General features: G+C 51.2%; 17 protein-coding genes and 4 tRNA genes. 10 read left to right on the top strand and 11 right to left on the bottom strand.

Features of this window, described 5'->3' with window-relative positions; all coding sequences use genetic code 11:
- The first annotated feature begins 217 nt into the window (after positions 1-217).
- The 4 genes from hemC to BZG13_RS11265 are packed head-to-tail and all read left to right on the top strand — an operon-like array spanning position 218 to position 4,230.
- The gene (hemC, locus tag BZG13_RS11280; protein ID WP_069360764.1) at positions 218-1,153 is read left to right on the top strand and encodes a hydroxymethylbilane synthase; all 936 of its coding nucleotides are present in this window, start codon (positions 218-220) and stop codon (positions 1,151-1,153) included.
- Positions 1,150-1,914, top strand: coding sequence for a uroporphyrinogen-III synthase (locus tag BZG13_RS11275; RefSeq protein ID WP_077486690.1), 765 nt, complete (start codon positions 1,150-1,152; stop codon positions 1,912-1,914). Before hemC ends, BZG13_RS11275 begins: the two co-directional genes overlap by 4 nt.
- Positions 1,907-3,037, top strand: coding sequence for a uroporphyrinogen-III C-methyltransferase (locus tag BZG13_RS11270; RefSeq protein ID WP_077486689.1), 1,131 nt, complete (start codon positions 1,907-1,909; stop codon positions 3,035-3,037). Before BZG13_RS11275 ends, BZG13_RS11270 begins: the two co-directional genes overlap by 8 nt.
- Complete coding sequence (locus BZG13_RS11265) at positions 3,034-4,230, top strand: heme biosynthesis HemY N-terminal domain-containing protein (protein WP_069360761.1); 1,197 nt, start codon at positions 3,034-3,036, stop codon at positions 4,228-4,230. Before BZG13_RS11270 ends, BZG13_RS11265 begins: the two co-directional genes overlap by 4 nt.
- Positions 4,231-4,342: 112 nt before the next feature.
- Here the strand turns inward: BZG13_RS11265 and BZG13_RS11260 are convergent, their stop codons facing one another.
- The 8 genes from BZG13_RS11260 to BZG13_RS11225 form a co-directional block, all read right to left on the bottom strand.
- Positions 4,343-5,137 carry an SPOR domain-containing protein gene (locus BZG13_RS11260; protein ID WP_077486688.1) on the bottom strand — a complete coding sequence of 265 codons (795 nt, stop codon included), beginning with the start codon at positions 5,135-5,137 and terminating at the stop codon, positions 4,343-4,345.
- A gap of 122 nt (positions 5,138-5,259) precedes the next feature.
- Positions 5,260-6,198, bottom strand: coding sequence for an ABC transporter permease (locus tag BZG13_RS11255; protein ID WP_069360759.1), 939 nt, complete (start codon positions 6,196-6,198; stop codon positions 5,260-5,262).
- A 3-nt stretch (positions 6,199-6,201) separates the two neighbouring features.
- The gene (locus tag BZG13_RS11250; RefSeq protein ID WP_046074479.1) at positions 6,202-7,179 is read right to left on the bottom strand and encodes an ABC transporter permease; all 978 of its coding nucleotides are present in this window, start codon (positions 7,177-7,179) and stop codon (positions 6,202-6,204) included.
- Positions 7,180-7,239: 60 nt separating this feature from the next.
- Positions 7,240-8,793: an ABC transporter substrate-binding protein gene (locus BZG13_RS11245; protein WP_077486687.1), complete on the bottom strand. Its 1,554-nt coding sequence runs from the start codon at positions 8,791-8,793 to the stop codon at positions 7,240-7,242.
- Between the two features lie 88 nt (positions 8,794-8,881).
- Entirely contained in the window at positions 8,882-10,600 is a 1,719-nt protein-coding gene (locus tag BZG13_RS11240) for an ABC transporter ATP-binding protein (RefSeq protein ID WP_077486686.1), read from the bottom strand.
- A gap of 781 nt (positions 10,601-11,381) precedes the next feature.
- Positions 11,382-11,458, bottom strand: a tRNA-Pro gene (locus BZG13_RS11235).
- Positions 11,459-11,483: 25 nt separating this feature from the next.
- Positions 11,484-11,559, bottom strand: a tRNA-His gene (locus BZG13_RS11230).
- 35 nt (positions 11,560-11,594) lie between these two features.
- Positions 11,595-11,671 (bottom strand) — tRNA-Arg (locus tag BZG13_RS11225).
- Positions 11,672-11,994: 323 nt separating this feature from the next.
- Here BZG13_RS11225 and BZG13_RS11220 point away from each other — a divergent pair.
- On the top strand, positions 11,995-12,429 hold the full coding sequence (locus tag BZG13_RS11220) for a c-type cytochrome (protein ID WP_077486685.1): 435 nt from the start codon (positions 11,995-11,997) through the stop codon (positions 12,427-12,429).
- Between the two features lie 46 nt (positions 12,430-12,475).
- On the opposite strand, the gene rep is transcribed toward BZG13_RS11220, so the two are convergent.
- Positions 12,476-14,497 (bottom strand): DNA helicase Rep, encoded by a 2,022-nt coding sequence (gene rep, locus BZG13_RS11215; RefSeq protein WP_077486684.1) that lies wholly within the window; start codon positions 14,495-14,497, stop codon positions 12,476-12,478.
- A gap of 167 nt (positions 14,498-14,664) precedes the next feature.
- Here rep and BZG13_RS11210 point away from each other — a divergent pair, with 167 nt between their 5' ends.
- The 4 genes from BZG13_RS11210 (at position 14,665) to ubiK (ending at position 19,818) form a co-directional block, all read left to right on the top strand.
- Positions 14,665-15,225, top strand: coding sequence for a TetR/AcrR family transcriptional regulator (locus tag BZG13_RS11210; RefSeq protein ID WP_077486683.1), 561 nt, complete (start codon positions 14,665-14,667; stop codon positions 15,223-15,225).
- 21 nt (positions 15,226-15,246) lie between these two features.
- Positions 15,247-16,353: an efflux RND transporter periplasmic adaptor subunit gene (locus BZG13_RS11205; RefSeq protein ID WP_077486682.1), complete on the top strand. Its 1,107-nt coding sequence runs from the start codon at positions 15,247-15,249 to the stop codon at positions 16,351-16,353.
- A 12-nt stretch (positions 16,354-16,365) separates the two neighbouring features.
- Positions 16,366-19,458, top strand: coding sequence for a multidrug efflux RND transporter permease subunit (locus tag BZG13_RS11200; RefSeq protein ID WP_069360752.1), 3,093 nt, complete (start codon positions 16,366-16,368; stop codon positions 19,456-19,458).
- 93 nt (positions 19,459-19,551) lie between these two features.
- Positions 19,552-19,818, top strand: coding sequence for a ubiquinone biosynthesis accessory factor UbiK (gene ubiK, locus BZG13_RS11195; protein WP_077486681.1), 267 nt, complete (start codon positions 19,552-19,554; stop codon positions 19,816-19,818).
- Between the two features lie 73 nt (positions 19,819-19,891).
- Here ubiK and ilvC read toward each other — a convergent pair whose 3' ends face one another.
- Entirely contained in the window at positions 19,892-21,376 is a 1,485-nt protein-coding gene (gene ilvC / locus BZG13_RS11190) for a ketol-acid reductoisomerase (protein ID WP_077486680.1), read from the bottom strand.
- Positions 21,377-21,507: 131 nt separating this feature from the next.
- Here ilvC and ilvY point away from each other — a divergent pair, with 131 nt between their 5' ends.
- Positions 21,508-22,371 carry an HTH-type transcriptional activator IlvY gene (gene ilvY, locus BZG13_RS11185; protein ID WP_077486679.1) on the top strand — a complete coding sequence of 288 codons (864 nt, stop codon included), beginning with the start codon at positions 21,508-21,510 and terminating at the stop codon, positions 22,369-22,371.
- 196 nt (positions 22,372-22,567) lie between these two features.
- Here the strand turns inward: ilvY and BZG13_RS11180 are convergent.
- Positions 22,568-22,644 (bottom strand) — tRNA-Asp (locus BZG13_RS11180).
- Positions 22,645-22,894: the final 250 nt, after the last annotated feature.

Genomic DNA, 22,894 nt, shown 5'->3' with positions numbered 1-22,894 from the left:
CCAATATCAACTTTTTTGCTCTACTACCTTAGTCGTAACTCAGCCATATTGCCGCGTTAGGATCTCATTATTTGCGCAAATAACACGCTACCGATCACATTTTTTCATCTATATGACCATAACGCCGTCATAAATCGTCAAACCGCATGGCAGAGATTACGAGTCGCCCAGCGCCAATGTTACGATGGACGTTATGAACCAAGAAGGAAAACAAACCATGTACTCAACGCCTGTACGCATTGCCACGCGCAAAAGCCCTTTGGCTCTCTGGCAAGCTGAATTTGTTAAAGACGCATTAGAGCGCTCTCACCCGGGGCTAACGGTTGAACTGGTGCCAATGGTGACGAAAGGTGACGTGATTCTGGACACGCCTCTGGCAAAAATCGGTGGTAAAGGCTTGTTTATTAAAGAGCTTGAACAAGCCATGCTCGACGGTCGCGCCGACATCGCCGTGCACTCAATGAAGGATGTCCCGGTTGAGTTCCCTGAAGGGTTAGGGCTGGTCACCATCTGCGAACGCGGCGACCCCCGTGATGCGTTTGTCTCCAATCATTACGACAGTATTGACGACTTACCTGAAGGCGCCGTGGTGGGTACTTCTAGCCTGCGCCGTGAATGTCAATTACGCGAGCGTCGACCTGACCTGGTGATTAATACTCTACGAGGTAACGTGGGGACACGCCTCGGTAAACTCGATGACGGCCAGTACGACGCGATCGTCCTCGCGGCCGCCGGCTTAAAACGATTAGGCTTGAATGAACGCATTCGCAGCGAAATTCCCCCTGAAGTGATCTTACCCGCCGTCGGCCAAGGTGCCGTGGGAATTGAGTGCCGATTGGATGATGAACGCATTCGCACCTTACTCGCGCCGCTGTCTGATGCCAGCACCACTCAACGCGTATTGTGTGAACGCGCAATGAATAACCGTCTCGAAGGCGGCTGTCAGGTGCCCATCGGCAGCTATTCAGAAATTCAAGGCGATAAAATTTGGCTACGTGCGCTAGTCGGAGAGCCAGACGGTTCGACCATTTTGCGCGCCGAAGTCACAGGCCCGCTTGAAAAAGGCGAACAGCTCGGCACCGATTTAGCCGAGCAACTTCTCGCCCAAGGCGCGCGGCAAATACTGGATAAACTTTACCAAGACGACGCATGACCATTGTTGTTGTTCGCCCCGAGCCAGACTGCAGTCAGTTAGTCGATCAGCTTGCACAGCAAGGGCTGTCCGCGCTCCCCTGTCCACTGTTAAGTTTTGCGCCGGGGCAAGGCTTACCCTCTCTGGCCAATCTGTTCGCCTCACTGCCTACCGATAGCGTCTTGGTCGCCGTGAGCCCACGCGCCGTGGCATTTGCGCATCAAGCCTTGCAACACCAAAGTGGAAGATGGCCCAGTGACTGTCACTACGTCGCCGTTGGGCAACGCACCGCCAACGAATGGCAGGCCGTATCGGGGCAGCCTATCTTGACCCCCACCCGTGAAGACAGCGAAGGCATGCTTGCACTTGCCCCTTTTAGTGCCGTGACAGGGACGCAAGTGGTGATTCTGCGCGGGGAGAGTGGACGCGATATGATGGGGCAAACGTTACAAGCACAAGGCGCGCAAGTTCACTATTGCGAGACCTATCGGCGACAATGGGCGATTGAGCCTTTAGTATCGCAAGTAGCAAGCTGGCCGTATGACGTTATCGACACAGTGGTTATCACCAGTGGCCAACAATTAGCCTACTTTGATCAACTTATCACACTGAGCGGACAGCACTGGCTGCGCCAATGCCGTATACTGGTGCCCAGTAAAAGGATTCAAGATCAAGCCACTGCGCTTGGTTTTGACACGATTACGACCGTTGACAGCGTGGCCAATGATGCACTGGTTAACACGCTGCTCAGGTTAAGTAAAACGGGACTTTCGGATGACTGACAACAAAAATACCGACACCAAGCAAAGCAAGGCCACCACGCCATCTTCACCCAAGACCCACGCTACCGATGCGCCGGCGTCAGAAAAAGCCAGCAAAACCTCATCGGGGGGACGTGGCGGCATACTACTCGGCGCTATCGCCATCGCCTTGGCCCTCGGCTCCAGTGGCTGGGTATTTTACCATGGCCACCAGCAAGCCACCGTGTTGCAAAACACCGTATCCGCGCAACAATCTCATATCTCGCGCCTTGAACAAGATCTTAACCAACAAAAGCAAGCGGCAGAACAAGCGCGAGAGCAACTTAAAGCCACCACGCAAACACGTTTGAAACAGCAGGACAGCAGTTTATCTAGCTTGCAAAAAGCCGTCGCGGAAGTGAAAGGCCGACGTCCCAATGACTGGTTACTGGCAGAAGCCGACTATCTGATCCGAATGGCTGGGCGTAAAATTTGGCTCGAACAAGATGCCCAAAGCGCCACTGCCCTGATGGAAGCGGCTGATCACCGCATTGCTCAGCTCAACGACCCGTCCTTGATGCCGATTCGCCAGGCGATGGCTGACGATATCACCGCGTTAAAGGCGGTGAAACGGGTCGATAGAGATGGGATTGTACTGCGCTTGACCAGCATGCAGCAGCGAGTCGAAAACCTCCCGCTTGCCAGTGCCGTGATCCCAGAAGCACAAGAAGTAGAAAAACCCGTGGTGTCTGAATCGGTCAATGACTGGAAGCGCAACCTCACCACGTCGGTTACCGATTTTGTCGATAACTTTATCACCTACCGCAAACGTGACGGCAACGTGGTGCCCTTGTTATCGCCCACCCAAAGTTATTACCTACAAGAAAATCTCAAGAACAAGCTCGATCAAGCGATGCGCGCCGTGTATGAAGGCAATGATACCCTGTATCACCAAGCGCTAGAGATGGGAAAAGACTGGACACTACGCTTTTATAATCAAGATGCGAATGCCACGCGCCGCTTTGTCGAGCAGCTTGATGAGCTAAACCAACAAACCATTGGCGTCGATCTGCCACAAAAACTGAAAAGCCAGTCGCTAGTCAGCGATGAAATCAATACCCGATTGCGCCGAGACATTGCGCCGCTGACAGGAGGCCAATCATGATTAGATTGCTTTTGCTCGTCCTTGTTCTGGCGGCCGGATTAGTGGTTGGCCCGCAATTAGCCGGACAGCAAGGTTATGTGCTTATTTCCGCTGCCGAGCAGACACTGGAAATGAGTGTCACAACTTTGTTGGTACTGGTTGGCATTTTAATCGCAGTATTATGGGCACTTGAGTGGCTACTGAGAAAGCTTTTATCTATCAGCAGTACCGCAACAGGCTGGTTGTCCGGCCGTAAGCAACGCAAAGCGCGCCAACAAACCCAAACCGGCTTAATCAAGTTACGCGAAGGGGAGTGGAAAAAAGCCGAAAAACTCCTCGCCAAAGCCCGCCCTCACAGCGATGCGCCTATGCATAACTTATTGGCTGCCGCGGAAGCGGCACAGCAGCGACAAAACCTGCAGGCGCGTGACCAATACCTGCAGCAAGCCGCTGATCTTAACGCCAATAGCTTGGCTCTCGCCCTGACTCGTGCGCAACTCCATAGCCAAAGTGGCCAGCACGAAGAAGCCTTAGCCTCGTTGCGTGCGATTAAACGTCAGCATCCTCGCAACCCAGTGATGCTGGCGCTGCTAAAAGATACCTATATTCATCTAGAAGATTGGTCTGCCCTGCTCAACCTTCTGCCCACGTTGAAAAAGGCCCAGCTGCTTGATGATGCGCAGTTTGATGCCTTGCACGAGCGAGCCGAGCTGGGCGTGATGGCCCATGTCGCCAGTCAACAAGGCACCGAAGGGCTACTGGCGCATTGGAACCAACTCCCCAAAGCCAAACGCAACCAGCCTTCACTCTTAGCAGGGTTAGTCAAACATCTCGCGGCGCGCAATGCCGACTCAGAAGCCTATATTCTGCTGCGCGAAGCCTTGAAAAAGCGCACCGATGATCGCTTGATTGCGCTGATCCCGACACTAGACTTACCAGATAACTACCCCGCGGTGGTGATGCTAGAAGAATTGCTCACACAAGATAGCCGCAACCCTGTGCTTCATAGCGCGCTTGGGCAACTGCTTATGCAGTCGGGAAAATGGCAAGATGCGCGCAGTCACTTTGAAAACGCCCTCGAGTATCGCACGGATGTCAGCGACTATGCGTATTTAGCTGATGTGTTAGATAAGCTTGATCAGGGAAAAGCGGCGAGTGATGTCTCACGTACAGCGTTAAAGTTAGCACTGCCTGAACAGCCTCCCGCGGCATAGCATTTCGGCCAATAAGCCTCGCTATTCGCCGAAAAGCCCGTCAGTTCAGTTCGCCGTCTAATGAAGAACAGAACGCCCCGCACTGCGGGGCGTTTTATATTGCGGGTAAAAACTACCGCTTTTTACACAGGACATTGAGCGCCGCGTCGGCATTACGTGTCACCACTTTGCCACTTCGGGCGTCCACCCCCTTAGCGCCTTGCACCCAGTACGGTAAGCGCATGGGGAGCTGATCCGTCGCTTTTGCCACTTCCACTAATTCCTGTTGGGAAGCCAACATCATGCCTTCGCGTTGGCAACGAGGGGCCGCCTGCGCATAAGGAACGCGCAGCCAGCTCATGGATTTTTCCATGTACTGTTTATCTCCGGCCTCAGGCTCCGGTAAACCAAAATGGCTTAAGGTAATCGCCGTTTCCATCGGCGCCGACGTTTCATCCTCCGGAGCCGCTTGGGTTTGAGACAGCGGCGGTAAGCGGATCACGGCTGGTTGCGACAATGGCTGACGAGTTTGGCGTAACACCGCTTGTTTGGTCGGCCCAAATTGACGCACACGTTTCAGCACCAACTGTGCCACGTCTAGGTTAGGATACGGACCAATCAAGCAACGTCCTCGGCCCTCGCGCACTTGCACTTGAAACGGTAAGTCCGGCAAGCCTTGACGCAGGGACTGATAGAATTGACGCGATGGCACGCCTTGCGTCGCACCGCATTGCACCCAGAACGCGGCACTTTTGGGATCGGGGGCTTGGTTGCCCCACAGACCTTGTCCGATATCACATGTCTCACCAATGATTGGCCAGCCTTGCTGGCGGTCAACAATCGCGCAAGGGCTCTGTTCTGCGCGCACTGGCGCACTGATTGCCCACATTGCTACCACACTGACAGCCAAACCTCGCCACCGCCCCATGAGTCGCTCCCTTGATAATCTAACCTGCTCAGCTTAAGCAAAGTCATACATTGACTCAAGCCACTGATCACCAAGCTGTCAGACAGCCATCAAAAAAATGACTGCATTCGCAGCCATTTTCCTTACCCTTTGTAGATTTTGGGGTTGAAGACATCTCGCAACCAATCGCCGAGCAAGTTGATCACCAGTACCAGTAAAACCAACACGATGCCAGGGAAAGCAGTAATCCACCACGCCCCTGAGAAAATGTAGTTAAAACCGATGCTGATCAACGACCCCAGTGATGGCTGATCGACAGGCATCCCCAGCCCCAGGAAAGACAGTGCCGCTTCCGACATGATTGCGTTAGCCACCTGCACTGTCGAAATGACCAAAATAGGCGATAAGCAGTTGGGAAGAATATGACGGAACATGATCCGAGGCGAGCGGAAACCCATTACCCGCGCCGCTTCTACATATTCCTTTTTCTTTTCTGCCAAGACAGACGCACGAATGGTCCGCGCATACTGTGGCCACTCGGCAATCCCGATAATCACCACCAGCATTAAAATCGCGTATTGGCTGTAAAACTCACTGCCAAAGCTGGCCTTAAAAATCGCTGAAACAATAATAGCGACCATCATGGTCGAGAAAGACAGCTGGATATCGGCGATACGCATAAAAAAGCTATCAATGCGGCCACCAAAATAGCCGGCACTCAGACCAATCACCGTCCCCAGAATCAACTGTAGGCCGACGGCACACAAACCAATGGTCAAAGAGATCCGCAGACCATAAATAATGGTCGATAAGATATCTCGCCCTTGGTTATCGGTCCCGAGCAAAAAGCGCGGATCGCTCCACTCCATCCAAACGGGAGGGAGCTCAGAGTCCATAATATCAATCGCCATTAAATCATAGGGATTGGTCGGGGACACTAAGGGCGCAAAGACCGCCAGCAATAAGAACACCATGAAAATGGTGAAGCTAGCGATCGCCACTTTATCGCGCTTGAAGTGATAAAAGAAATCCGAGTCTAAGAAGCGCTGCCAGCGACTTGGTGTTGTATTCGTTTGTGTCATCGCTTACGCCTCCTTGCCGGTTAAGTTAACCGTTGGGTTAATCAAGCCATAAAGCAGATCGACAATGGTATTGGTCACCACAAAGATAAGCCCGACGAAAATCACGTAAGCGGTAATCAACGGCGTATCGACACGGTTAATCGCTTCAAGGAACAAAAAGCCCGTCCCGGGCCATTGGAAGACAGTCTCTGTCAAAATGGTATACGCAATCATGGTACCAATTTGCACCCCGCCAACCGTTACAACCGGCAGCATGGTGTTTTTTAACGCGTGTTGATAATAGACCTTGTTTTCGGGTAACCCTTTAGCACGTGCAAATTTCACATACTCGGTGCCTAACGCTTCCAGCATTTCAGAGCGCACCAAGCGGATAAACAAAGGCAACATGATGGACGCCAGCGACACAGAAGGCAGCACCAAGTGTGCTAAGCCATCCAGAGTGAAAAAGCCGGACTCCCAACCGAGCCAATTGGCGGTTTCTCCGCGTCCATAGGAGGGCAACCAACCTAATTCAATCGAGAAAACATACATGAGCATGATCGCGGTTAAGAAGACAGGTATCGAAATACCCACGATACTAAAGCCCATGATTATCTTGGTAAGCATGCTATTGGGGTGAATCGCCGAGTACACGCCGAGTGGTATCGACACCACGACAATGATCAGTGCCGCCCCCGCCACGAGTTCTAGCGTTGCCACCAATTTATCTAAAATGACGTCCACGACTGGACGCTTAAAGAAATAAGAATTGCCTAAATCCCCTTGTAGGGCTTTGCCTACAAAGCGGGTATATTTGGTTAAGAAGGGATCGTTAAGCCCCATTTCATCACGCAGCGCATCACGCTCCGCTTCTGATACTGATTGCCCCACCAGCTCCCGCAAGGGGTCGCCGAGGTTGTCTTGGATAGCAAACGCCACCAGACTGATGACAAACATCACAATCAGTGCCTGTACCAGACGTTTGACTAAAAACGTTACCATGTGTGCCTCTAAGCGATTGGATAATCAGGGCCCCAGAGGTTGGGGCCCTGTTTTAGTCCATTACTCGACCACTAGATCGCCGAAGTAAGGGAAGTTCATACCGTTAACGATCGGCTCGATGTTAACGTTATTTTTGGCTGCCCATGATGGATCTTGCCAGTGCAAGGGTAAGAAGGCCGCTTCGTCATACAGGATCTTCTCAACCTTTTTCAGCATGGCACTACGCTTTTCCAGATCCGTTTCTGAGTTGGCTTCCATCACCAGCTTGTCCACTTCGCTGTTCGAGTAGTGACCACAGTTGTATTGGCCCTTACCGGTGTCAGCGTCACGGGTCATGGTGAGGAACTCAGTGAAGTTGGCAGAATCTTCTGTATCTGGGTGCCAGCCGATCATCTGCATACCCGCTTCACACTTATCGAATTCAGGCCAGTACTGCGCTTTTGGCATGGTTTGCAAGTCAACCTTGATACCAATTTTCGCCATCATTGCCGCCACCGCTTGAGCGATTTTTTCATCGTTCACGTAACGGTTGTTAGGGGCAATCATGGTGATTGAGAAACCATCTGGGTAACCTGCCTCTTCCATCAGTTTTTTCGCTTTCGCCAGGTCATAACGTGGCTCGAGATCAGGATTATAGCCTGCATACCCGACTGGGCTTTGCTGGCTCGCGGGCGTGGCCGCCCCTTTCATGATCTTCTGCGCGATACCTTCGTTGTTGACCGCATAAGCCACCGCTTGGCGAACACGTGGATCTTTAAACTCATCCACTACACTCTGGTTCATTTGGAAGGTGATGACCCGCGTCCCTGGCATGGTCACCAATTGCAGCTCGTCGGCACGTTCGATACGGCGATAGTCGTTAGGAGAAACAGGCGCAATCATGTCGACATCACCAGACAGCAGCGCCGCGACGCGGGTGGCATCTTCTTTGATCGGACGCAGCGTGATGTTATCCACATTGCCTTCGCTGTCTTTGTCCCAGTAATTCTCATTACGGTCAAACTCGACAACCACGCCTTGTTCACGCTCGTCGACCACATAAGGGCCTGTGCCTGATAGGTGTGTTGATGCATAGGTTGAGCCATTTTTCTTCAGCTCAGATTTATCACGGCCGTCTTCGGTCTCACCACTGTAGAATTTGCTGTCCATGGGGAATACGTAGGTCATGACGTTTTCTACCAGCGGATAGGTACCGTCCGTGACCACATCTACCGTGTGCTCGTCGACTTTCTTGATGTCAACGATTGGGGTGAAAATCCCTTTAAAATCCGGTGATGACTTCAAACGGTCAAAGGTCCAGACGACATCGTCAGCAGTAAATGCGTTACCGGAGTGGAACGTCACGCCTTCGCGAAGGTTGAAACGCACGGTTTCATTATCGATACGCTCCCAAGACGTGGCGAGACGCGGCTCAAAATCCATCTCTTGGGTAAAACGGACCAAGGGGTCGAAGACCATGTGTGATAGCTGTAGCGTACCACCGGAAAGCTGCTCATGAGGGTCCAGTGAGACCGGATCCGCATCATAAGCGACGGTGATATCCGCTGCCGCGGCACTAAAGCTCAGGCCGGCGGCCATAAGCGCCACGGCAATCTTGCTCTTCATTGTTTTCATTGCATAGCTCCTTTATGCGTAGGGGTTGCCCCCTGCTGTGTTTGCATCATGGATGAGGTGCGGCGCAATGCCGCGTCGACATAGCGTGCTATGCCGGTTGCAAACCTTCCGTGCTCATTCCCTTAAACTCTGGCATCAATGAGATAAGCTGACGGCTATATTCGTGTTGTGGGTTAGTAAACAGTTGCTCTGTCGGCGCCACTTCTAATAGCTGACCTTTACGCATCACACCAATGCGGTCACACATTTGTCGAATCACCGGCAGATCGTGACTGATAAACAACATGGTGAGATTGAGTTCGTCCTGCAGATCTTTAAGCAGGTTCAAAATTTGTGCTTGTACTGACACATCCAACGCGGATGTCGGCTCATCGCAAATCAGTAAACGCGGACGCGTCGCCAATGCGCGAGCAATCGAAATACGCTGGCGTTGCCCCCCAGAGAACTCGTGCGGATATTTAATCCCTGCGCCGCGGCCTAAACCCACGTGGTCGAGCAAGTCGCCGACGATTTGGCGGATTTGAGACTCGCTTTCGGCCAAACGGTGAAAACGAATGGGCTCAGCGATAATGTCGTAAATCTTCATCCGTGGATTCATGGATGAATACGGGTTTTGAAACACCATCTGCATTTGGCGACGAATAGGACGCCGGGCGCGTTCGCTTTTAATCGCGGTCAGATCGATATCTTCAAAAATGATTTGCCCCGTATTGGGCGGATAAAGCCCGGTGATCGCCCGTGCGATGGTCGACTTTCCTGAGCCTGACTCTCCGACAAGACCAAAGGTTTCCCCTTCAACCACGTCAAAGCTCACATGATCAGAGGCTTGAACGTATTCGCGGCGGCTAGCAAAAAGAGAATCCTTGGTAATAAAGCGCAAGGACACATCTTTCACCTGCAGTAGCGGACCACTGTAAGCACGCTGATCTTGGCTTTGCCCCAGCCAGTGATTCTTAACATCAAGCTCAAGAGTCTCACCGGCCTCCTCGATATAATTGACTAGCGGAAAGCGGTCTAACTTGATATCAGAGCGTGGCACCGCTGAAATAAGGCTTTGCGTGTAAGGGTGCTGAGGCTCACCTAACACTTGCTGGGTGGTGCCCAGCTCCACCAAATCACCACGATACATCACCGCGACACGGTCGGTCACGTTGGCGACCACGCCCATATCATGGGTGACCAGCATACAACCCACGTTTTTCTTTTGGCATAAATCGCGGATCAGGGTGAGAATCTGATCTTGAATGGACACATCCAATGCCGTGGTCGGCTCGTCGGCAATGATTAAATCCGGCTCCCCGGCCAGTGCAACCGCAATCACCACGCGCTGACGCATCCCGCCGGAAAACTGATGGGGGTATTGTTTGATGCGCAGCTCTGGCTCAGGGATCCCCACCTGCTCCATTAAATTAAGCGCGCGCTGATAGGCCTGTTGCTGGGTGACATTCAAGTTGGTCAAAATGGTTTCGGTCAGCTGTTGCTCGACCGTAAACAGCGGGTTCAGGGAGGTCATCGGGTCTTGAAAGATAAACCCAATTTTATCACCGCGCACTTTGCGCATCTCATTAGGGCTAAGGCCGGAGATTTTTTTACCATCAAGGCACACATCGCCACTGGCAATGCGGCCCGGCGGGCTGAGCAAATCAATCACGGCATTACCCACCGTTGACTTACCCGCTCCAGATTCACCCACCACGCCAACAATCTCACCACGCTCAATCGTGAGTGACAATGACGTCACAGCGGCGTGAACGCCGTGGCGAGACGGGTACTCTATTCGTAGGTTATTTACTTCTAGCAGTGACATTTTTCATCCTTGATATCGTCCTCGATGACGATCGACTTCCTGACCAAAACAAGGTGATAGGATCTTGCCTCGGAGAGATGCGGATTTAATCTGGCAAAAATTTCACAAAAAATCAACATCACAGCAGAAAATGCCATAATGACACATTCGGCTCGAATATTCATTCACTTGGCTACGATTACGCACCCAAGCGTCAAACAAAAAATACACTTCATATCATAAAGATATAAGGTATTACGCTGCTCCCTGTTTTAAAGCAAATCGCGCATAGAATAAAGCAAAGTTATTTAACAGCGCGTAAACAATGATAGCGATAAACTCCAAAAAAGAAGCAATTAACAACTTAAATAATTAGTTAGTCAATTAAAGGTAGGTTTTTAAACCACTCATCAACAGGTATAGCAGTCACATCAAAAGGTGTGGTTTTTATTGCTAATTGGTGACTTTTTATCTATCAGAATCTTGATAGATCTCTAATTTCTGCATTTTATCCTCTCTCAAGGTCGCCGCGTAGGGAAAAGACTCACCAACACGTACTCGGCAAAGCGATATAAAACCGCCCAACAACAGTGACAATTTGAGGGGGGAGAGAAATGTCCAGAGGGGGTGGGTGAAACAAAAAAACCCCAGCCGTTAGGCTAGGGTTTGTAATAGTGGTCGGTGAAGAGGGCTTCGATGGGGCGGCCTACCGCGCGACCGGGCTTCCGGCCCCCGACCCTCGATCTCCAACAAACAGGCATAAACAAAAAAACCCCAGCCGTTAGGCTAGGGTTTGTAATAGTGGTCGGTGAAGAGGGATTCGAACCCCCGACCCTCTGGTCCCAAACCAGATGCGCTACCAAACTGCGCTATTCACCGACATATTCGCTGTTAGCGAAAATAATGGGGTGGCTGACGGGACTTGAACCCGCGACAACTGGAATCACAATCCAGGGCTCTACCAACTGAGCTACAGCCACCACTGATTTTTTGCCAATTTCCTTTATCCCCGGAATGGCGCGCCCGACAGGATTTGAACCTGTGACCTTTGGCTTCGGAGGCCAACACTCTATCCAACTGAGCTACGGGCGCTTGCCCCGTTGGCGGTGACGAATATTACGGATATCACCACCAGCCGTCTAGCACTTTTTTTAATTTTTTTACTGACTGGTCTCTTTTTCAACAAATTGCGTAGAAAACGTCAGTAAGGTCTCTACTATAACGGTTTAACGTAACAATCTAAAGCGCTATAATCACCTAATCTTTACACGGAGTTAACCCAGCAACGTTGGCAAATCCGTTAAGACGAGACTGACAGGCCGCAACCGAATCACCCTTGATTGATTCACCCCCTTAGGTTGGCGGCAAATAAGATAAAAAAGGCGTTAAGCCACCAGTAATGTGGGAGTGTCATTGTGAGCGCAAAGGGAAAAAGTCTAGGTCAAATTATGGTTGCCACTGTGGCGGCCCTGTTATTTGCTTCTACTGCGCAAGCGCTAGAAGTGTCTGAGCAAGAAAAAGCCGCCATCGCCGAACGCATTGCCCCGGTTGGTGATGTGTATATTGACGGCGAAGCGCCAACGGAAACCGCCGCCGCAGAGCCGAGTGGCCCGCGCAGCGGCGAGCAGGTCTACAATACCTACTGCACCGCCTGTCATGGCACAGGGGCGGCGGGTGCTCCGAAAATGGGCGATGCTGCTGCATGGGGCCCACGTGTCGATAAAGGCATGGAGACCCTCACCAAACATGCCATCAACGGCTTTAATGGCATGCCGGCTAAAGGGACTTGTATGGATTGTTCGGATGATGAAATAGTGGCAGCCATCGAGCATATGCTCGACGCACTTTAATACCGCGGCGCATTGCTAACGTGACAATAACGCCGCCTTTGCGGCGTTATTTGTTTTTATCCAGCATGGCTTTTAGGTTGGCGATCGCGGCTTGCCCTTTTTCCATTCGCTCTTCTTGAGATACCGGTTTTTTTTGCGATTCCCATTCGACATCGTCAAATGGCAATTCATCTAAGAAGCGGCTCTGCTGTGGCTTAATCACTTCGCCAAATTGACGCCGCTCTCGACACACTACAAAGGTCAACGCCTTTTGCGCGCGAGTCAGTCCGACATAAGCCAAACGCCGTTCTTCATCGATGTTGTCTTCATCAATGCTCGACTGATGCGGCAATAAGCCTTCTTCCATGCCAATCAGGTAGACATAAGGAAATTCGAGCCCTTTGGAGGCATGCAAGGTCATCAACTGGACTTGGTCTGCGTCATCATCGTCTTCGCCCCGCTCCATCATGTCACGTAGGGTAAGACGCTGAACCACTTCTCTTAGCGTTCGTTCCACCTGATCGGGGTTATCACCTTCTAAGTCGGCGACAATCCAACTGTAAAGCTGTGAGACGTTTTTCATCCGCATTTCTGCGACTTTGGGGCTTGAAGAGCTTTCGTACAGCCACTCTTCGTAGTGAATGTCACGCAAAAGCGCCCTCACTGCCGCCACGGTATCGCCTCGCTCGGCTTGATCGGATAATTCCACCACCCAGCGGGTAAACGCTTGTAGCGACGCCAAACCACGTCCTGATAAATGTTGGCTGAGCCCGAGCTCAAAGCTTGCCGCAAACAAGCTCTTTCCCCGCTGGTTGGCATAACTACCGAGCTTTTCTAGCGTCACTGGGCCAATTTCACGTCGTGGTGTGTTAACCACCCGCAAGAACGCGTTGTCATCATCGGGGTTAGTGAGCAGGCGCAGATAGGCCATGATGTCCTTGATTTCTGCACGTGAGAAAAACGAGGTGCCACCGGAGATCTTGTAAGGAATGCGGTTTTGCATCAGCGCTTTTTCGATCAAGCGTGATTGGTGGTTTCCGCGATAAAGGATGGCGTAATCTTTGTATTGGGTGCGTCCCAAAAAACGATGACCTATCAGCTCGCCGACCACGCGCTCCGCCTCATGTTCTTCATTGTTCGCGGTCAGTACTTTGAGCATGTCGCCATCAGGCAAAGCAGAAAATAAGGTCTTTTCGAATACATGAGGGTTATTGGCAATCAAGATATTCGCGGCGCGCAGAATGCGGCTGGTTGAGCGGTAGTTTTGCTCCAGTTTCACCACATGCAAACGCGGAAAGTCTTGCTGCAGATACACCAGGTTTTTCGGCTGAGCCCCTCGCCACGAGTAAATCGACTGATCGTCATCCCCGACCACCGTAAAGCGTGCACGCTCACCCACTAGCAGCTTCACTAACTGATATTGGCTGGTATTGGTATCTTGATATTCATCGACCAATAAATAACGAATGCGCGCTTGCCAGCGCTCACGTACGGCTTGGTTTTGGCTAAGCAGCGCGACTGGCATCAAAATGAGATCATCAAAATCCAGCGCATTATACGCACGCATTTGTTTTTGGTAGCGCGCATAGCAGGCGGCAAACAGTTGATCACGCTCGTCTTGCGCCTGAGCCAGTGCTTCATCCGGCCCCAACATGGCATTTTTCCAATTGGAAATGGTATGCACCAACTGCCGTAGCAAATCTTTGTCGTTGTCCAACTCTTGTTCGGTCAGGGCTTTTAACAAAGCTAATTGGTCTTGATCGTCAAATAGCGAAAAGCCCGCCTTGAGCCCCAAGGTTTTGTACTCGCGACGAATGATATTGAGGCCCAAGGTATGAAAGGTCGACACCATCAAACCACGCGACTCTTGCTTGCCTAAACCTTGTGCTACCCGCTCTTTCATCTCGCGTGCCGCTTTGTTGGTAAAGGTGACCGCGGCGATATGACGTGCTTTATAGCCGCACTGCTGAACCAAATAGGCGATTTTGTGCGTAATCACTCTTGTTTTGCCCGACCCTGCTCCGGCCAAAACCAGGCAAGGTCCAGAGATATGTCGGACGGCATCGGATTGCGCGGGGTTAAGTTTCATGGTGACAACACCTCATCAGTGGCTGAATGAGCATTGTAGAGCGAATCCGACTGATGTCTATCTCACCGCAGCAGAGTGCACTTTGCTTGCTACACTTTATGCTTGTCATTTGCGCGAAAAACGCTCTAAAATGAATGAACGTTCATTCATTGCTTGGTGCATTATTCATGGACAAACGTACACAAATCTTTGCCGCGACCGAGCAATTAATCGCGACGGTTGGGCTCGACAAAGTCTCAATGCAACAAGTGGCGATACAAGCACAGGTCGCAACAGGGACCATTTATCGCTATTTCAAAGATAAGGATGACTTGCTTCGCCAACTGTCTTCGCACCTGATGATGCAATGTGCAACCCATATCCAGCAAGGGGTCAAGGATGAACCGACACTCAAACGTCAGTTTGAACGCTTGTGGCGCAATACGTGGACCATGATGCTACAACGCGATCATCTTTTATTGTCTCGTGACCAGTTTGATGCCCTGCCACGCGATGATCAGTCTCATACTCAGCAAGAGCGAGAAGCCTTCTCCGATCTTTATCTGGTCTTTCAAGAAGGTAAGCAACAAGGCGTGCTCRAGCCCCTCGATGATGAGGTGTTAATCACCTTGGGGCTCGAACCCGCTTTTTGTTTAGCTCGCAAACAGGTTCGGGGTGTTATAACCCTGGACAGTCATGCTATCGCAGATGCGATCCACGCTTGCTGGGATGCAATTTCTCTTCACTAACGACGTTCGGAGCTTACTTCGATGAAAAAATGGTTTTTCTTTATGGTTATCCTCGCGCTGCTGCTGTTTGGCAGTGTGATTGGCTTTAACCTGTTCAAGCAGCAAAAAGTTGCAGAGTATATGGCAAACATGCCAGAGCCCACCCACCCAGTCACCGCGGTGACGGTTGAGGCTGAGCCTTGGACACCAACGCTTGACGCCATTGGGTTTATTGAGCCTAACCAAGGGATCACCTTAACCACCCAAATTGCCGGTGTCGTCGATGTGATTAATTTTGAGTCTGGCCAAACCGTTGAGCGTGGACAAAACCTGGTCGAGCTCGACTCGAGTGTTGAAAAAGCCAATTTAGCCAGCACCCAAGCGCGTCTACCGGCGGCGGAAGCCAAGTTTAAACGCTACCAAGGCCTGTTTGCTAAAGGCTCTATCTCTAAAGAAGCGCTGGATGAAGCCGAGGCCAATTATCGCTCGCTACAAGCTGACATCAATGCACTGAAAGCCACCATTGCCCGTCGTAATATCCAAGCTCCCTTCGATGGTGTGATTGGTTTGCGTGATGTTTTCTTAGGTGAATACTTACAACCCGGTACAGAAATTACCCGCCTCGAGGATACCTCGGTGATGAAGCTGCGCTTTACCGTGCCACAAACGGATATTTCCAAAATCCGTCTCAGTCAGCCGTTACGCATTACTGTCGACGCGTACCCTGAAAAGGAGTTCATCGGCTCTATCAGTGCCATTGAGCCTGCGGTCAACAGCCAGAGCGGCCTGATTAAAGTGGAAGCCAATATCCCCAACAACGACGGCCAGTTGCGCTCAGGGATGTTTGCCCGCGCCGATATCGTCTTACCGACTATTGAAGAGCAAATCGTGATTGATCAAACCGCGATCAACTTCAATTTGTACGGAGAAAGCGTCTACGTCATCCGCGAAGAGGAAGGAGAAAAACGCGCTTATCAGCAAGTACTCAAGGTCGGTGAACGTCGTGGCCATCAAGCGCGTGTTATCGAAGGTCTGCAACCTGGCGATCAGGTCGTAACCTCCGGCCAAGTGCGGTTAAGCAATGGCTCCAAAGTGAAAATCGTCGAAAACGACGCTCTCACACCACCAGAACAATTACCTCAATTGTAAGACGAGGATGTGATGCGCTTTACTGATATTTTTATCCGGCGCCCCGTGCTAGCCGCGTCAATCAGTATTCTGATTGCGCTGCTCGGCCTGCAATCTTTATTTAAGATGCAAGTCAGGGAATACCCGGAGATGACCAATACCGTGGTCACCATCACAACCAGCTATTATGGCGCCAGTGCCGACTTGATTCAGGGCTTCATCACGACGCCACTCGAACAAGCCGTGGCCCAAGCTGATAATATTGATTTTATGACCTCAGAGTCGGTACTTGGCTCCTCGACCATTACGGTCAACATGAAGCTCAATACCGACCCTAACGCCGCCTTGGCCGATATTCTTGCCAAGGTAAACTCGGTGCGTGCTCAGCTTCCTGCCGAGGCGGAAGATCCATCGGTATCCATGTCGACCGGTTCCACCACCGCTGTCATGTATATTGGCTTTACCTCGCCCGAACTCGACTCCAGTCAGATCACTGACTACCTCGATCGCGTGGTCAAGCCTCAGCTATTTACCGTGGATGGTGTCTCCAAAATCGATCTGTACGGCGGGGTGAAGTATGGCCTTCGCGTGTGGCTCGATCCGGAGAAAATGGCGGCGTTTAAATTAGCGGCCACCGACGTGATGTCCGTGCTCGATGCCAACAACTACCAGTCAGCCACTGGTCAGGCGATTGGTACCTTTATGATCTATAACGGTAGCGCCGACACCCAGGTGTCCACGCCCGAAGAGCTGCGTAATTTGGTGGTGGATACCCAAGATGGCCGCGTCGTACGCCTCGGAGACATCGCTAAGGTCTCACTCGAGAAAAGCCATGATCGGGTACGAGCACTGGCCAATGGCTCTGAAGCGGTTGTCGCCGCGATCAATGCCACCCCGTCGGCTAACCCCATCAATATTGCCGCTGACGTCATGGATATGTTGCCGGAAGTTGAGCGCAACATGCCAAGCAATATCGAGATGAATGTGCTGTATGACTCATCCAATGCAATCAATGAGTCCATCAATGAGGTCATCAAAACCATCATTGAAGCGGCGCTGATCGTATTAGTGGTGATTACCCTGTTCTTGGGCTCATTCCGCGCGGTGATTATCCCCATTATTACCATCCCACTGTCCCTGATTGGTGTGGCGCTGGTGATGGAAATGATTGGCTTCTCGCTCAACTTGATGACCCTGCTGGCGATGGTGCTGGCTATCGGCTTGGTGGTCGACGATGCCATCGTGGTACTCGAGAACATCGACCGCCATATCAAGCTGGGAGAGTCCCCTTTCCGCGCGGCCATTATTGGTACACGGGAAATTGCCGTGCCGGTTATCTCCATGACACTAACATTGGCGGCGGTGTATGCTCCTATCGCGATGATGGGCGGGATCACCGGCTCGCTGTTTAAGGAGTTTGCGTTAACCCTTGCCGGGGCAGTGTTTGTTTCTGGAATTGTGGCGTTGACACTCTCACCAGTAATGTGTTCGACCATGCTGAAAGCCAACGCCAAGCCAAGTCGCTTTGAGCTTGCCGTTCACCGCTTCTTGGATGGTATGACCGACAAATATGCGCGCATCCTCAGTAAGGTGATGCAACGCCGTCCTGTGGTGGTGTCCTTTGCGGTCATCGTCTTTGCTTCTTTGCCTGTGCTATTTAACTTTATCCCCAGTGAGCTGGCGCCATCGGAAGATAAAGGCGTGGTGGTAATGATGGGGACGGCGCCCTCGACGGCTAACCTGGATTACATCCAAAACAGCATGGCGGAAGTGAACCAAAAGCTCGACGAACAACCAGAAGTCGCCTTTTCTCAGGTCTTTTCTGGGGTGCCGAAGTCGAATCAAGCCTTTGGTATCGCCTCACTGGTGCCTTGGAGTGAGCGGGAAGCCAGTCAGTCCGAAGTGGTAAAACGCATGGCTGACGAAGTGAAAGACATTCCGGGTATGAAGGTCACTACCTTTGAAATGCCAGAACTGCCCGGTGCATCCTCCGGCTTGCCGATCCAGTTTGTGGTGACCACCCCGAATAATTTCGAAAGTCTCTATCAAGTGACCGCCGATATTATGTCCGAGGTACAATCTAGCCCGAATTTCGTCTATTCGGAGCTAAACCTCAATTTTGACTCGGCCACCATGAACATCAGCATTGATAAAGACAAAGCTGGGTCATATGGCGTGACCATGCGTGATATTGGCGCCACCATTGGCACCATGATGGCAGATGGCTACGTCAATCGTATCGACTTTGATGGCCGCTCGTACGAAGTGATCCCGCAAGTGGAGCGTAAGTATCGCCTCAACCCTGAATCGATCGAGAACTACTACGTGCGTGCGGCCAACGGTGATTCCATTCCGCTGGGCTCGCTGATTGACATTGAAGTCACCGCGGAACCTCGCTCACTGCCGCACTTTAATCAGCTAAACGCTGCTACCATCAGTGCGGTATCTGCGCCCGGTGTCACCATGGGTACCGCAGTGGATTGGTTCGAGAGCAAGGCAGCAGAGTTGCCTAAAGGCTATCAGCACGATTACCTCGGTGAGTCGCGCCAATACGTGACAGAAGGCAGCGCGCTGTATGCCACCTTCTTGTTCGCCTTAGCGATCATTTATCTGGTACTGGCGATTCAGTTTGAATCCTTGCTCGACCCACTGGTGATCTTGGTCTCTGTGCCACTCGCGATTTGTGGGGCTTTGATTGCGCTCGCGTGGGGGCTGTCATCCATGAACATCTACTCACAAGTCGGGTTGATAACCTTGATAGGTCTGATTACTAAACACGGTATTCTGATCTGTGAGGTCGCCAAAGAGCAGCAACTGCATCATCAAGCCAGCCGAATGGACGCAGTGAAAGAAGCGGCCAAGATTCGTCTGCGTCCGATCTTGATGACCACTGCCGCGATGATTGCAGGCCTCATCCCGCTAATGTTCGCCACCGGCGCAGGCGCCGAGCAACGCTTTAGCATCGGGATTGTGATCGTAGCAGGTCTCGCTATCGGTACGTTATTCACGCTATTCGTTCTGCCAGTGATTTATACCTATCTAGCCAGCAAGCACAAACCACTGCCTGTGTTTGTCGAAGACGATGAACTTGATAAGCTCGATGAAGACTATCGCGCATCACACTAACCCAAAGGGCCTTCGGGCCCTTTTCTTTTATCATCCTTTCGACAAGCTGTGCGTATTTACATAGAATAAAGACAGTTAATAAAGGAGTATTCCATGTTTGACCCCAAAAAACTTGAGCAAATGGCCAAGCAAATTCACGACGCCATGCCTCAGCCTGTTAAAGAGTTAGGCACGGATATGGAAGGCCGTGTGCGCCAAGCCATCCAAGGCCAGCTGACTAAGCTGGATGTAGTAAGCCGTGAGGAGTTTGATGTACAAACCCAGGTGCTACTGCGCACCCGTCAAAAGCTCACCGAGCTTGAAGCCAAGCTGGAAGCCATGGAAGCAAAAGTGGGTCAGTCGACAGATAACCAAGAATAACCCTCGCAGATATAAAAAAGCCTGACCCTCAGGCCAGGCTTCTCTTCCGCGTTATCTCAAACGATCCGCGTTATTATTTGTCGAGCGCAATTTGCTTCATATCGGTCATATAGCCGCGCAATTCCTCACCGATATACTCAATTGGGTGGTTGCGGATACGGTCATTGACCTCGATTAAGGTGGCGTTGTCGACCTGGTTAGAGGTTTCTCCAAGCCCTTTACCAATCACATCTGCGCTCACTGTTGGCATAAAGTGTTCGCGCAGCAGCGGTGTTGCCACGTTGGCGAACAAGTAGTTGCCGTACTCAGCCGTATCGGAAATGACCACGTTCATTTCATAAAGACGCTTACGCGCAATAGTATTGGCAATCAAAGGCAATTCATGCAATGACTCGTAATACGCTGATTCTTCGATAATGCCAGATGACACCATGACTTCAAAAGCAAGCTCGACCCCTGCGCGCACCATAGCTACCATCAAAATGCCGTTATCAAAGAATTCCTGCTCACTGATGCTTACATCCGACTCGGGATAGTTTTCAAACGCGGTCTGTGTGGTTTCTTCACGCCATGTGAACAAGTCTTTATCGCCGTTTTCCCAATCGGCCATCATGGTCGCGGAGAAATGGCCAGCGATGATATCATCCATATGTTTGTTATATAGAGGACGCATCAGTTCTTTAAGCGACTCCGACAACTCAAAGGCTTTGATTTTCGCTGGGTTGGACAAGCGATCCATCATGTGAGTGATGCCACCGAACTTTAGCGCTTCAGTAATGGTTTCCCAACCATACTGAATCAGTTTACCCGCATAACCTGGTTCAACACCTTCTGCGATCATTTTCTCATAGCAAACGACCGAGCCAGCCTGCAGCATGCCACACAGGATGGTTTGTTCGCCCATCAGATCGGATTTCACTTCTGCTACGAATGAAGAGGCAAGTACGCCAGCACGGTGGCCACCGGTTGCAGCTGCCCAGGCTTTCGCAATCTCAAAGCCTTCACCTTTAGGATCATTTTCTGGGTGAACAGCAATCAGCGTCGGTACACCAAAGCCGCGTTTATACTCTTCGCGCACCTCGGTACCCGGGCACTTCGGCGCCACCATGACCACAGTAATGTCGTCACGGATGCGCTGACCCACTTCGACAATATTAAAGCCATGTGAGTAACCGAGCGCGGCGCCCTCTTTCATCAGTGGCATCACGGTTTCGACGACGTTGGAGTGCTGTTTATCTGGCGTAAGGTTAATCACCAAGTCTGCTTGTGGGATCAAATCTTGGTAGCTACCCACTTCAAACCCATGCTCAACCGCATTCTGATAAGAAGGGCGCTTTTCATCAATCGCCGCCTGACGCAGCGCATAAGCCACATCAAGACCCGAGTCACGCATGTTTAAGCCTTGGTTGAGCCCTTGCGCACCACAGCCGACAATCACCACTTTTTTACCTTTGAGGAATTCGGCCTCGGTGGCAAATTCATCGCGCGACATAAATCGGCATACGCCTAATTGTTCCAATTGTTGACGTAAATTCAGGGTATTAAAGTAGTTCGCCATGGGGTGCTCCATTGATTCAAATCCGTGATTGGGTGTATTTTCACCGCGTATTTTTGATACTACCTTAACCACTATATTGCCTAAAGTGATATATTCACAACATAACATTGCAGTTACAGCAACGACAATTTATGAATGCAAAGCAACTCACGGGCTTTCTCCACCTCTGTGATACCAAAAGCTATACCCGGGCGGCACAGGCAATGCACGTCAGCCCTTCTGCGCTGAGCCGAATCATCCAACGTCTCGAAGAAGATATTGGTCAGCCGCTGTTTATTCGCACCAATAAAGCGGTCGATCTCACCCCAGCAGGTAAAACGCTGCTTCCCGTCGCACGTGATATTCTTCAGCTTTGGCACACGACTAAAGCCAGTATCAATGAACATGCCTCTTTGCTCGGCGGTAAGCTCACGCTCTTTTGTTCAGTCACCGCCAGTTATAGCCACTTGCCTGAGCTACTCGCGCGGTTTCGTCAACAATACCCAAATATCGAGCTACAGCTTCTGACTGGCGATCCCGCCCAAGCAGAAGAGAAGGTGCAAGACAATAGCGCCGACATTGCCATTGCCGCTAAACCCAAACGCTTGTCATCCAGCTTGGTGTTTCAACCGATTGATACAGTCAGTTTGTCGGTTATCGCACCGGCAATGGCCAGCAGTGGCATTGACCTACAAGCCATTGACTGGCAACACACACCTTTAATCTTGCCCGAAGCAGGAACAGCGCGCGTACTCGCTGATCAGTGGTTGGTCAGTAAAGGGATCGAGCCAAACGTCTATGCGCAAATAGCAGGCCACGAGGCGATTGTTAGTATGGTGGCATTGGGCTGTGGTATTGGTGTCGCGCCAGATGTGGTGATTGATAACAGCCCAGTAAAAGACAAGGTTGAGCGCTTACGCCAAGAAATTGTGCAACCTCTCGAACTGGGCCTTTGTTGTAAAGCTTCCCGCGCAAAAGAGCCTTTACTCAACGCTCTACTCGATGTCATGCGATAAACACAAAAAGCCCCAACACAATGATGCTGGGGCTTAAACGCAAAAAACCCCAGCTTTTCAGCTAGGGTTTCTAAATAGTGGCGGAGGGCCGGGGTTGCGGGCAATGGGCAGGCCATCCTGCGGAACTCATTCGCCCGCAGGGCGAACCTGGCCAACAACAAAAAACCCCAGCTTTTCAGCTAGGGCTTCTAAGTAGTGGCGGAGTGGACGGGACTCGAACCCGCGACCCCCGGCGTGACAGGCCGGTATTCTAACCAACTGAACTACCACTCCGCACCAATTCTGTCTCATCAAAGTCTTACATATCATTGCTTTGATGCTTAAATGTTTGCTAACTAAAGCCCAATATTAAGCTCTAATTAGATTATCTTGTTTGATGCGATGAGGATTTTGAATCGAGACGCGCAGTGTATGCCAATACATGAGCATCGCAGATATCAAAAGCATCGAGCTATCAACAAGATAAGCAATGAGAGCCTGGCGATGTCCTACTCTCACATGGGGAGACCCCACACTACCATCG

This window comes from Salinivibrio sp. ML323, from assembly GCF_001995745.1.
In the GTDB taxonomy this organism is placed as follows: Bacteria; Pseudomonadota; Gammaproteobacteria; order Enterobacterales; family Vibrionaceae; genus Salinivibrio; species Salinivibrio kushneri.
The sequence above is the reverse complement of the archived record's forward strand: the minus strand, read 5'-3'. Positions and strand labels throughout refer to the sequence as shown.

What these genes read in the sequence shown, in the direction of transcription:
- hemC (WP_069360764.1), top strand. Translation starts at nt 218, where the DNA reads ATGTACTCAACGCCTGTACGCATTGCCACGCGCAAAAGCCCTTTGGCT.
- BZG13_RS11275 (WP_077486690.1), top strand. Translation starts at nt 1,150, where the DNA reads ATGACCATTGTTGTTGTTCGCCCCGAGCCAGACTGCAGTCAGTTAGTC.
- BZG13_RS11270 (WP_077486689.1), top strand. Translation starts at nt 1,907, where the DNA reads ATGACTGACAACAAAAATACCGACACCAAGCAAAGCAAGGCCACCACG.
- BZG13_RS11265 (WP_069360761.1), top strand. Translation starts at nt 3,034, where the DNA reads ATGATTAGATTGCTTTTGCTCGTCCTTGTTCTGGCGGCCGGATTAGTG.
- BZG13_RS11260 (WP_077486688.1), bottom strand. Translation starts at nt 5,137, where the DNA reads ATGGGGCGGTGGCGAGGTTTGGCTGTCAGTGTGGTAGCAATGTGGGCA.
- BZG13_RS11255 (WP_069360759.1), bottom strand. Translation starts at nt 6,198, where the DNA reads ATGACACAAACGAATACAACACCAAGTCGCTGGCAGCGCTTCTTAGAC.
- BZG13_RS11250 (WP_046074479.1), bottom strand. Translation starts at nt 7,179, where the DNA reads ATGGTAACGTTTTTAGTCAAACGTCTGGTACAGGCACTGATTGTGATG.
- BZG13_RS11245 (WP_077486687.1), bottom strand. Translation starts at nt 8,793, where the DNA reads ATGAAAACAATGAAGAGCAAGATTGCCGTGGCGCTTATGGCCGCCGGC.
- BZG13_RS11240 (WP_077486686.1), bottom strand. Translation starts at nt 10,600, where the DNA reads ATGTCACTGCTAGAAGTAAATAACCTACGAATAGAGTACCCGTCTCGC.
- rep (WP_077486684.1), bottom strand. Translation starts at nt 14,497, where the DNA reads ATGAAACTTAACCCCGCGCAATCCGATGCCGTCCGACATATCTCTGGA.
- BZG13_RS11205 (WP_077486682.1), top strand. Translation starts at nt 15,247, where the DNA reads ATGAAAAAATGGTTTTTCTTTATGGTTATCCTCGCGCTGCTGCTGTTT.
- BZG13_RS11200 (WP_069360752.1), top strand. Translation starts at nt 16,366, where the DNA reads ATGCGCTTTACTGATATTTTTATCCGGCGCCCCGTGCTAGCCGCGTCA.
- ubiK (WP_077486681.1), top strand. Translation starts at nt 19,552, where the DNA reads ATGTTTGACCCCAAAAAACTTGAGCAAATGGCCAAGCAAATTCACGAC.
- ilvC (WP_077486680.1), bottom strand. Translation starts at nt 21,376, where the DNA reads ATGGCGAACTACTTTAATACCCTGAATTTACGTCAACAATTGGAACAA.
- ilvY (WP_077486679.1), top strand. Translation starts at nt 21,508, where the DNA reads ATGAATGCAAAGCAACTCACGGGCTTTCTCCACCTCTGTGATACCAAA.